9 protein-coding genes are annotated in these 11,164 nt (G+C 72.8%); 8 read left to right on the top strand and 1 reads right to left on the bottom strand.

What is annotated here, in order from left to right; genetic code table 11:
- Window positions 1-16: 16 nt before the first annotated feature.
- From ASG94_RS02305 to ASG94_RS02280, 6 genes are all read left to right on the top strand, one after another.
- Entirely contained in the window at window positions 17-1,390 is a 1,374-nt protein-coding gene (locus ASG94_RS02305; protein WP_056924813.1) for an FAD-binding oxidoreductase, read from the top strand.
- Window positions 1,391-1,518: 128 nt separating this feature from the next.
- A complete protein-coding gene (locus ASG94_RS02300) occupies window positions 1,519-3,621 on the top strand; it encodes a hydantoinase/oxoprolinase family protein (RefSeq protein WP_056924812.1) in 2,103 nt (700 codons plus the stop codon).
- Complete coding sequence (locus tag ASG94_RS02295; RefSeq protein WP_056924811.1) at window positions 3,618-5,534, top strand: hydantoinase B/oxoprolinase family protein; 1,917 nt, start codon at window positions 3,618-3,620, stop codon at window positions 5,532-5,534. The genes ASG94_RS02300 and ASG94_RS02295 overlap by 4 nt, the downstream gene beginning before the upstream one ends.
- A gap of 52 nt (window positions 5,535-5,586) precedes the next feature.
- A complete protein-coding gene (locus ASG94_RS02290) occupies window positions 5,587-6,531 on the top strand; it encodes a carbamate kinase (RefSeq protein WP_056924810.1) in 945 nt (314 codons plus the stop codon).
- 24 nt (window positions 6,532-6,555) lie between these two features.
- A complete protein-coding gene (locus ASG94_RS02285; protein ID WP_056924809.1) occupies window positions 6,556-7,650 on the top strand; it encodes a ring-opening amidohydrolase in 1,095 nt (364 codons plus the stop codon).
- A 42-nt stretch (window positions 7,651-7,692) separates the two neighbouring features.
- Window positions 7,693-8,775 carry a glycerate kinase family protein gene (locus ASG94_RS02280; RefSeq protein WP_056924808.1) on the top strand — a complete coding sequence of 361 codons (1,083 nt, stop codon included), beginning with the start codon at window positions 7,693-7,695 and terminating at the stop codon, window positions 8,773-8,775.
- A gap of 11 nt (window positions 8,776-8,786) precedes the next feature.
- Here the strand turns inward: ASG94_RS02280 and ASG94_RS02275 are convergent, their stop codons facing one another.
- Window positions 8,787-9,116 (bottom strand): PepSY domain-containing protein, encoded by a 330-nt coding sequence (locus ASG94_RS02275; protein WP_056924807.1) that lies wholly within the window; start codon window positions 9,114-9,116, stop codon window positions 8,787-8,789.
- A 128-nt stretch (window positions 9,117-9,244) separates the two neighbouring features.
- Here ASG94_RS02275 and ASG94_RS02270 point away from each other — a divergent pair, with 128 nt between their 5' ends.
- Both ASG94_RS02270 and ASG94_RS02265 read left to right on the top strand, forming a co-directional pair.
- Complete coding sequence (locus tag ASG94_RS02270) at window positions 9,245-9,922, top strand: response regulator transcription factor (protein WP_056924806.1); 678 nt, start codon at window positions 9,245-9,247, stop codon at window positions 9,920-9,922.
- Window positions 9,912-11,138 carry a sensor histidine kinase gene (locus ASG94_RS02265; RefSeq protein WP_056924805.1) on the top strand — a complete coding sequence of 409 codons (1,227 nt, stop codon included), beginning with the start codon at window positions 9,912-9,914 and terminating at the stop codon, window positions 11,136-11,138. Before ASG94_RS02270 ends, ASG94_RS02265 begins: the two co-directional genes overlap by 11 nt.
- Window positions 11,139-11,164: the final 26 nt, after the last annotated feature.

The following is an 11,164-nucleotide window of genomic DNA, read 5'->3' as shown; positions in this document are numbered from 1 at the left end:
TGCGAGGAGGCCCACGATGGAGAGTGCAGCGCTCGCGTCCTTGCGCGAGGACGTCAGAGGAACCGTGATCACCCCGGACGACGAGGCGTACGACGAGGCCCGTCTGGTCCGCAACGGCATGATCGACAAGCGTCCCGCCGTGATCGTGCGGCCGGCCAACGCCGGGGACGTGATGTCGGCCGTCCGGTTCGCCGGGGACAACGCCATGACCGTCGCGATCCGCGGTGGCGGCCACAGCGTCCCGGGGTACGGCACCAACGACGACGGGGTCGTGGTCGACCTCTCCTCGATGCGGGAGGTCCGCGTCGATCCGCTCACGCACACGGCACGGGTGTCCGGGGGTGCGACGTGGGGCGACCTGAACGCGGCGACGTACCCGTTCGGGCTCGCGACGACGGGCGGCATCATCTCGACGACCGGGGTGGGCGGGCTGACGCTCGGCGGCGGCATCGGCTACCTCGCCCGCGGGCTGGGCCTGGCCCTGGACAACCTGCTGTCCGCCGACGTGGTCGCCGGGGACGGCACCTTCCACGTGGCGAGCGAGAAGGACGACGCCGACCTCTTCTGGGCGATCCGCGGCGGCGGCGGCAACTTCGGGGTGGTGACGTCGTTCGAGTTCCGGCTGAGCCCGGTCAAGGACGTCTACGGCGGGCCGATGTTCTTCGAGCTCGACAGGGCCGGCGACCTCCTGCGCCTCTACCGCGAGTTCATCGCCGACGCCCCGGAGGAGTTCGGCGGCTTCCCGGCCTTCCAGGTGGCTCCGCCCCTGCCGTTCATCCCCGAGGACCGGCACGGCGACCGGCTCGCCCTCATGGTCGCGTGCTGGGCCGGCGACCTCGACCAGGGGGAGCGGATCCTCCAGCCCTTCCACGACCTGGCACCGGTCGTGGCCGAGCACGTCGGGCCGATGCCCTACCCGGCGCTCAACAGCGCCTTCGACGCGCTGTACCCGTCCGGGCTGCGCCACTACTGGAAGGCCAACTTCGTCCAGGAGCTGACCGACGACGCGATCGCCGCGCACGTGGAGCACGGGTCCCAGGTGCCGGAGCTGACCACGACCATGCACATCTACCCGATCAACGGCGCCTGCCACCGGGTGGCGCCGGAGTCGACCGCCTTCGCCTACCGCGACGCCAACTTCGCGACCGTCATCGCCGGGATGTGGCCGGACGCGGCCGACGACGAGGCCAACACCGCGTGGGTCCGCAACTACTACGAGGCGACGGCCCCGCACTCGCAGGAGGGGGGCTACATCAACTTCATGGCCGAGGACGACCAGTCGCGGATCCGCGACAACTACCGCGGCAACTACGACCGGCTCGCCCAGGTCAAGCGCACCTACGACCCGGGCAACCTCTTCCGCCACAACCAGAACATCGTGCCCGCCTGACCCGACCCGCTGGAGCCGTCCGGTCCGGGTCACCGTGACGAGCCGCTGGCAGGAAGTGACAGCAGGTCGCCGATCCGTCGGCAACATGTGACCTCGCCGGGCGGCACCCGGATCGTTTGAATGTCCGCATGCCCCCAGCACCCCGGCGCATCCGGATCGGCATCGACACCGGCGGCACCTTCACCGACGTGGTGGCCCTCGACGAGGACACCGGGGAGATGGTGACGACCAAGACCCCGTCGACGCCCGGCAACCCGGCGGACGGGTTCATGGCGGGCATCGAGAAGGTCCTCGACCTGCTCGAGCTGCCCCGTGGGAGCGGCGACGCGGTCACGGCGGTGAGCCACGGCACCACGGTGGCGACGAACCAGCTGCTCGAGGGAAAGGTCGAGGCGCTGGGCTACATCACCACGCAGGGCTACGACGCGATGCTCGAGATCGCGCGCCAGTCGGTGCCCGACGGCTACGGCAACTCCTACTTCTGGGTCAAGCCCCCGCGCATCGTGCCGCGCGACCTGGTCAAGGGAGTGGGCGGTCGCCTCGACTTCACGGGAGCCGAGGTGCGGCCCTTCGACGAGGCCGGCGCGCGCGAGGTGGCCCGCTGGTTCCGGGCCCGCGGCATCGACACCCTGGGCGTCTGCTTCCTGCACTCCTACGCCAACCCCGACCACGAGGAGCGGATGCGCGCGATCCTGCGCGAGGAGCACCCCGACGCGGTCGTGTCGCTGTCCAGCGAGGTGCTGCGCGAGTACCGCGAGTACGAGCGCGCGATGACGACCCTCGTCGACGCCGCCGTGAAGCCCCGGCTGAGCCGGTACGTCACCAGCATCAGCCGGCGCCTCGAGCAGTACGGCGGCCGGAAGGTGCCGTTCTACGTCATGAAGTCCAACGGCGGCGTGCTCTCCGCCGACGAGGTCGTCAACCAGCCGATCACCACCGTCCTGTCCGGCCCCGCCGCCGGAGCGCTCGGCGCCGCACTGATCGCGCGGGTGGCCGGCTTCGACCGGGTGCTGACCAGCGACGGCGGCGGCACCTCGACCGACGTCTCGGTCGTCATCGACGGGGAGCCCACGCTCACCACCGAGGGCTCGGTCGGTGCCTTCCCCTCCAAGATCCCGATGATCGACGTCGTCACCGTCGGCGCGGGGGGCGGCTCCGTCGCCCGGCTCTCGCCCGAGGGCACCCTCAAGGTGGGCCCGCAGTCGGCCGGGGCGGACCCGGGTCCGATCTGCTACGCCCAGGGCGGCAGCGAGGTCACCGTCACGGACGCGCACGTGGTCCTCGGCCGCATCCCGCCCCACCTGCTGGGCGGAGAGATCCCGCTCGACGTCGAGGCGGCCCGGGGCGGCATCGAGGCCCTCGCCACCCGGCTCGGCACGTCGCCGGAGGCGTGTGCCGACGGGGTGCTCGAGATCTCCGCCTGGAACCAGGCCAACGCGCTGCGCCAGGTCACCGTCAAGCGGGGGCTCGACGTCCGCGACTTCACCCTCACCACGTTCGGCGGCTCCGGGTCGCTCCTGCTGTGCCGCCTCATGGACATCCTCGGCATCCCCACGGTGCTCGTGCCGCCCGACCCCGGCAACGTCTCGGCGTTCGGGCTGCTGACGGTCGACGTCAAGAACGACTACGTGCAGACCCACGTGACCCTCCACCGGGCGCTCGACGTCGCGACCGTCCGGTCGGCGTACGACGCCCTGACGACCCAGGCGCGGGCGGCGCTGGACAAGGAGGGCTTCGCCCGCGAGGTGCACCGGTTCGTGCGCACGGCGGACGTCCGCTACTTCGGGCAGGCGTTCGAGGTGCGCGTCGGGGTGCCCGACGGCCCCCTCGACGCAGACACGGTCGACGAGGTCGCCCGGCGCTTCCACGCGGAGCACCGGGCCCTCTACGGCTACGACTTCTCCGGCGACGACTCCCAGCAGGTCGAGTGGGTCAACCTGCGGGTCTCCGGGATCGGGCCGATCACGCGGCCCGAGATCCGCAGGGCGGACGTCGCGTCCGACCGCGGGTCCCCGGTCGGTCGCACCGGGTCGAGGCCGGTGTGCTTCGAGGCCGGGGACGGGTACGCCGACACCCCGGTGCTGTGGCGCCCCGACCTGCCACCGGGGCACACCGTCGCCGGACCGGTGATCATCGAGGAGTTCGGCTCGACGGTGCCCGTCCACCCGGGGTTCGTCGCCCGCATCGACGACTTCCTCAACATCATCGTCACGCGGGAGGTCGACGCATGAGCCGCAGGGCACCCACCCGTTTCCCCTACGGGATGCTCACCGACGACGCCGGGGCGAGCGCCGACCCGGTGCTGGTCGAGATCGTCCAGGGCTCGTTGGCCAGCGTGGAGATGGAGGTCGAGACGGCCATCGGGCGCACCAGCCGCAGCCCGATGATCCGCGACGCGCACGACTTCCGCGCCGGCATCCACGACCGGCTGCTGCGCAAGCTCACCGGTCGGTCCTACTCCGCGCTCGTGCACCCGGTCGCCCGCGACTTCCCGATCGAGGAGATGCGTGAGGGGGACGTGTTCTTCCACAACGACGTCTACCGCTCCGAGGGTGGCATCGGCCACCTGCCCGACCTCTGCGTCACGGTGCCGGTCCTCGCCGAGGGCAGGGTCGTCGCCTTCGTCCAGGCCTTCGGCCACCACGACGACATCGGCGGCGCCGTGCCGGGCTCGATGCCCAGCCACGCCACCAGTGTGTTCGAGGAGGGGCTGATGGTGCCGCCCATCCGGTTGTGGGACGCGGGAGTGCCCAACCGGGCGGCGCTGGCGATCATGACCCGCAACTCCCGGATGCCCGAGTCGCTGGCCGCCGACCTCGACGCCGAGTGCTCGGCCTGCCTGATGGGTGCCCGCCGGCTCGGCGAGCTGTTCGAGCGGTACGGCGTCGAGGTGGTCGAGTCGTGCTTCGACGCGATCCTCGACCGCACCACCACGACGTACCGTCGCGAGATCCTCAGCCAGGTGCCCGTCGGGACGTGGACCTGGGAGGACTACGCCGAGCACGACGGCGTCGACGAGCCGCAGCTGCACACCCAGAGGATCACCCTGACCCGGACGACGGCCGACGACCCGGACGGCGAGCGGCTGGTCCTCGACTTCGACGGCACCGGTCCGCAGGCCCGGGGGCCGATCAACCACTGTGGCGACTACAGCGACGGCGTCTTCCTCAAGAAGTGGCTGGCGCCGATCCTGCGCAACCTGGCCGAGTCGCCCGAGCGGATGGCCGAGCTGGACGTCAACGAGGGGGTCGTGCCGCTCATCGAGATGCGCTTCCCCGAGCCGGGCACGCTGCTGACGCCCGTGTTCCCGGCACCGACCAACGCCCGCACCTTCGTCATCCTCCGGCTCCTCGGCGTGCTCGCCGGCGTCGTCGCCAAGGCGGTGGACGGCAGGATGCCGGCCGACCAGGAGACCATCCGCTACACCGGTGTGTACGGCGAGGACCGCGACGGCCGGCCCTACCTCATGCGCGAGGTGCTCGGCGGTGGCTCCGGCGGCCGCTACTACGCCGACGGCGAGGACACCATCCACGTGGTGCCCGACTCCCGCAACCTGCCCAGCGAGTTCACCGAGTCGCGCTTCCCGTTCCTCGTCGAGTCGCTCGGGCTGGCCGTCGACTCCGGGGGAGCGGGGGAGCACCGCGGCGGCCTCGGCTACGAGAAGCACATCCGGATGCTCAAGGACGCTCATTTCATGTCGATCGCCGACCGCTCGATCCTGGCGTGCTGGGGCGTGCGGGGAGGCAGGGCCGGCCAGCCGTTCTCGGTCACCATCGACCCGGGTGGCCCGCACGAACGTGAGGTCGACGCCCTGGCCGACGACGAGCCGGTGCGCGCCGGCGAGGTCATCCGGATCCGTACGACGGGTGGTGGCGGCTGGGGCGACCCGCTGGTGCGCGACCCGGCCCTGGTGGTCCGCGACGTGGTGTGGTGCAAGGTGTCGCCCGAGGCCGCGCTGGCCGACTACGGCGTGGTGCTGACCGGGTCCCTCGACGACGACTCGGTGTCCTTCGACGCGGAGGCGACACGCGTCGAGCGGGCGTCGCGGGCCGCCCGGACCGACGACGACCCGTTCTTCGACCGCGGCCCGGGCTACGCACGGCTCTCCGGCGGCGCCTCCTCCGCGGAGGTGGACCACCTGTGACGACGACGACCGCGTCCGCCGTGCCCCGCCGTCACTGCACCGAGGCGGCGCGATGAGGACCCTGGTGGCGCTGGGCGGCAATGCCATGACCGCCGACGGCCGGGCCAGGCCTGAGGACCAGATCGCCGCGGCCCGGACCGCGATGGAGTCCGTGGCCGACCTGGTCGCCGCCGGGGTCGACGTCGTGGTGACCCACGGCAACGGCCCGCAGGTGGGCAACCTGCTGGTCAAGAACGAGCTCGCCGCGGCCGTCGTGCCGCCCGTGCCGCTGGACTGGTGCGGAGCGCAGACGCAGGCGACGCTCGGCTTCGTGCTCATGGACGCGCTCGACGCGTCGCTGGCCCGCCGCGGCGTGGACCGGCGCAGTGCCGCCGTGGTCACCCGCACCCTCGTGGACGCCGACGACGCCGGCTTCACCACCCCCACCAAGCCGATCGGGCGCTACCTCCCGGCCGAGGAGGCCCGCCACCTCGTCGAGCACGGCGAGACCTGGGAGGACCGCGGCGAGAAGGGCTGGCGTCGCGTCGTGGCCTCGCCCGAGCCCCTCGAGGTGATCGACGCCCCGGCCGTGCACGCCCTCGTGGAGGCAGGCTTCGTGGTGATCGCCAACGGCGGTGGCGGCATCCCCGTCGTACGCCGGGACGACGGCGTGCTGGCCGGCGTCGAGGCCGTCATCGACAAGGACCTCGGCGCCGCCCTGCTGGCCCGGTCGATCGCCGTCGACGTGCTCGTCATCGCCACCGACGTGCCCCGGGCCGTGCTGCACTTCGGCACGCCCGAGGCGACCCCCGTCGGCCGCGTCACCGTCGCCGAGATGCGCGCGCTGGCCCGGGAGGGTCACTTCGCCAGCGGGTCGATGGGACCCAAGGTCGACGCCGTCTGCCGCTTCGTCGAGGACGGCGGGGCCCGTGCCGTGATCACCAGCCTGGACAACATCGTCGAGGCGGTGACGGGATCCCCGACCGGCAGCGCCGGCACCGTCGTCGTACCGAGCTAGACGCACCCACCGAGAGGAACACCCATGCCCAGTGCCATCGAAGTCCGCAAGGTCCCGATCCACTCCGTCGCCGACGCCAGCGAGCTCGCGAAGCTCATCGACGACGGCGTGATGGCGGCCGACCGCGTCATCGCCATCATCGGCAAGACCGAGGGCAACGGCGGGGTCAACGACTACACGCGGATCATCTCCGACCGTGCCTTCCGCGAGGTGCTGGTCGCCAAGGGTGCCCCCGCCGAGCAGGTCGCCCAGGTGCCGATCGTGTGGTCCGGCGGGACCGACGGGGTGATCAGCCCGCACGCCACGATCTTCGCCACCACCGACGCCGAGCCCACCGAGGAGTCCCGGCTGACCGTCGGCTTCGCGATGAGCGAGGTGCTGCTGCCCGAGGACATCGGCCGGGTCGCGATGGTCACGAAGGTGGCCGACGCGGTCCGGGTCGCGATGGGGAAGGCAGGCATCACCGACGTCGCTGACGTGCACTACGTCCAGACCAAGACGCCGCTGCTGACCGTGCACACCATCCGCGACGCCACGTCGCGCGGCAAGACGGTGTGGACCGAGCACACCCACGAGTCGATGGACCTCTCCAACGGCTGCACGGCGCTGGGCATCGCGGTCGCGCTCGGCGAGATCGAGATGCCGGCCGACGAGGACGTCATGCACGACCGGTCCCTCTTCTCGGCGGTGGCGTCGTGCTCCTCGGGGGTCGAGCTCGACGTGGCCCAGGTCGTCGTCGTCGGCAACGCCACCGGCGTCGGCGGGCGCTACCGCGTGGGCCACTCGGTGATGAAGGACGCCCTCGACGCGGACGGCATCTGGGACGCGATCCGGTCGGCCGGCCTCGAGCTGCCCGAGCGTCCGCACCCCACCGACCTCGAGGGCCGCCTCGTCAACGTCTTCCTCAAGTGCGAGGTCTCCCACGACGGGCAGGTCCGCGGGCGGCGCAACGCCATGCTCGACGACTCCGACGTCCACTGGCACCGGCAGATCAAGGCGGCCGTGGGGGGCGTGGCGGCGGCGGTCACCGGCGACCCGGCCGTGTTCGTCTCCGTGTCCGCCGCGCACCAGGGTCCCGACGGTGGCGGACCGGTGGCCGCGATCGTGGACCTGGGGTAGTCCCGGGGTCCTGCCCGCCCGGGCGTGCGACAGGATGACGCCATGCGCGTCCTGATCGCGCCGGACAAGTTCTCCGGCACCCTCACCGCGGTCGAGGCCGCCGAGGCCATCGCCACCGGGTGGGCCCGGCACGCGCCCGACGACGTGCTGGACCTGGCCCCGATGGCCGACGGGGGACCCGGGTTCGTGGACGTCCTGCACGCCGCTCTCGGCGGCGAGCTGCTCGCGGTGACGGTCGAGGCGCCGCACGGCGAGCGGGTCCCGGCCACCGTGCTCTTCGTGGACGACGTCGCCTACGTCGAGAGCGCGCAGGCCGTCGGCCTGCACCTCATCGACGGGGGCGTGGAGTTCGCCAGCAGCAACGGTGTGGGCGAGCTGGTGATCGCCGCGGTCGAGAGCGGGGCCTCGACGGTGGTCGTCGGCCTCGGCGGCTCGGGGACCAACGACGGGGGCGCCGGCGTCCTCGCCGCGCTCGGCGCCGTCTCCGACGGCATCCTCGACAGCGGGGCGATCGCCCTGGACACCGTCACCACCGTCGACCTCGGCCCGGCGCGTGAGCGGCTCGCCGGGATCACCCTGGTCGCCGCCACGGACGTCGACAACCCGCTCACGGGGCTCTTCGGCACGACCAAGTCCTTCGGGCCGCAGAAGGGCATCGCCGAGGAGCAGGTCGCCGAGATCGACGGGTGGCTGGAGGCGTTCGCGATCGCCACCGATCGTCGTACCTCGCTCGAGAAGGGCGCCGGCGCCGCCGGCGGCATCGGCTACGCGCTGCTGGTCCTCGGCGCGCGCCGCGAGCCCGGCATCGCCCTGGTCGCCGAGCACGTCGGCCTCGCCGCCCGCGCCCGGCAGGCCGACCTGGTCATCACCGGCGAGGGGGCCTTCGACTTCTCCAGCCGCTCCGGCAAGGTCCCGTACGGCGTCGCGGAGATCGCCGCGGAGGCCCTGCGGCCGTGCGTGGCCCTGGCCGGGCAGGTGCTCGTGGGCTCACGCGAGATGCGCGCGCTGGGCATCGAGTCGGCGTACTCGCTCGTCGACCTGGTGGGGGAGGAGCGCGCGTTCGGCGACCCGTCCGGTGCTCTCAGCGACCTCGCCGAGCGGGTCGCGCGCACCTGGTCGCGGTAGGGCGCAGCGACTCAGTCGTCGGCGCCGGACTCGTCGTCGCCGCGCTCGGACTCGGTGCCCACGACGGCGAAGTCCTCGTCGAGCTGGACGTCCACCTGCGTCCCGTCGTCCAGGGTGACCTCCACCTCGTAGTAGCTCTCCTCGTCGCCCTCCTCGGTCGCGGTCACCTTCCCTCCGCCGGTCTCGGCCAGCGCGGCGTCCTCGGCCTGCTGCAGCGCGGGCCCCTCGATGGCGGTGTCCGACGCGTCGTCGTCGCCGCCACCGGCGATGGCGACACCGCCGCCGCCGAGGACGAGCGCGGCAGCCGCGGCCCCGGTCAGGGCGAGCTTGGTGCGGTCCATGGGGTGCCTCCTGCAGTGGAACGGGTGGGGAACGTGCCCATCATGCGCTCCGGCGCCTGAATCCACGCTGAAGGAACGCTCGGCCGGCCTTCAGCGCGCATTCAGCCGCGACGTGCCACGGTGTCCTCGTGCGCATCCTGGTGGTGGAGGACGACAAGCGGGTCGCGCGCGCGCTCAAGCGGGGTCTCGAGGGCGAGGGGTTCGCCGTGGACGTGGCCCTGACGGGCGAGGACGGCCGATGGCTCGCCGGCGAGAACCCGTACGACGCCCTGGTCCTGGACGTGATGCTCCCGGGCCTGGGCGGGCTGGAGCTGTGCGCCGTCCTCCGCGAGGCGGGCAACTGGACCCCGATCCTGATGCTCACGGCCAAGGACGCCCCCGAGGACGAGGCGCGAGCCCTCGACGGGGGAGCCGACGACTTCCTGGGCAAGCCCTTCTCGTACCCGGTCCTCGTGGCGCGCCTGCGGGCCCTCCTGCGTCGCGGCGGCGTGGCGCGCCCCGCCGAGCTGGTCGTGGGGGACCTGCGCCTCGACCCGGCGGCCCACCAGGTGTGGCGGGGCGCCACCGAGGTGCCGCTCACGCCGCGGCAGTTCTCCCTGCTCGAGCTCTTCATGCGCCGACCGGGAGAGGTGCTTCCCAAGGCCGAGATCCTCGAGCACGTCTGGGACTTCGCCTTCGAGGGTGACCCCAACATCGTGGAGGTCTACGTGCGCCAGCTGCGCCAACGGATCGACATCCCGTTCGACCGGGCCGCGTTGCAGACCGTGCGCCTGGCCGGCTACCGGCTCGACGCCCATGGCGGCTGAGCGGGACACCGAGCAGACGCGGAGGCGCCTGACGGCGCTCTCCGCCGTGGTGCTGGCGACGATCCTCGTGCTGGCCTCGGTGCTGATCGTGCTGGTCTTCCGGCACTCGGTCCACGCCGCCGCCGACGACCTCTCCCGCACCCGGGCCCTCGACGTGGCCGCCGCCGTCGAGGCGGGCACGCTCACCCGGGTGGTCACCGAGGTGGGTGACGACTCGGTGGCCCAGGTGGTGGCCGCCGACGGCCGGGTGCTGGCCGCGTCGGCGAACCTGGGCGACTCGGGCCCGATCACCGACCGCGTCCCCGACGGTGACGATGCCGAGCAGTACGACCTCCAGGACGTCCGCGACGACGACGAGACCGAGGACTTCCGCGTCTGGGCCGTCAGGGCACGTGCCCCCGGTGGTGGGGCCGTCGTGTACGTCGGCCACAGCACGGAGGCGACCGGCGAGGCGGTGATGAGCCTCCTCGCGTCGCTGGCCCTGGGGCTACCGCTGGTGCTCGTGGCCGCCACCGCGCTGTTGTGGATGCTCATCGGCCGCGTGCTGCGGCCGGTGGAGGAGGCGCACCGTCGCCAGCGGGCGTTCGTGGCCGACGCCGCCCACGAGCTGCAGAGCCCGTTGGCGGCGTATCGCACCTCGCTCGAGGTCGCCCTGGCACGCCCCGGGACCACCGACTGGCCACGCACGGCCCGCGCGCTCCTCGCGGACGGGACGCGGATGGAGCAGCTGGTGCGCGACCTGCTCTTCCTGGCCCGGCAGGACGACGGTCCCGCGCGCCACCGGCTGGTGGACCTCGACGACGTCGTCCTCGAGGAGGTGCGTCGCCTCCGCGCCAGCGGCCGGGTCGACATCGACACCTCGGGGGTCAGCGCGGCCCCGGTGGCCGGTTCGCCGGGCGACCTCGGACGGCTCGTGCGCAACCTGCTGGCCAATGCCGACCGGTACGCCGCCACGCGCGTCACCGTGACGCTGGACACCGACGGCGGCACCGTACGGCTCACGGTGGCCGACGACGGGCCGGGAGTGCCCGCCGATCAGCGCGACCGGGTCTTCGACCGCTTCTTCCGTGGGGACGGGGCCCGGTCCCGCGAGGTGCCCAGCACCGGCCTCGGCCTCGCGCTCGTGCGGTCCGTGGCGGAGCGGCACGGCGGCACCGCCGCTCTGGAGGTCGAGGCGGGGTGGACCGTGTTCGTGGTGGTGCTGCCGGGCGCCTGAGCGGTGGCAGCCGGGCAACGAGGGAA

Origin of the sequence: Nocardioides sp. Soil805 (assembly GCF_001429625.1) — a bacterium.
Lineage (GTDB): Bacteria > Actinomycetota > Actinomycetes > Propionibacteriales > Nocardioidaceae > Nocardioides.
Note: the sequence above shows the minus strand (reverse complement) of the source record. Positions and strands in the feature narration are given on the sequence as shown.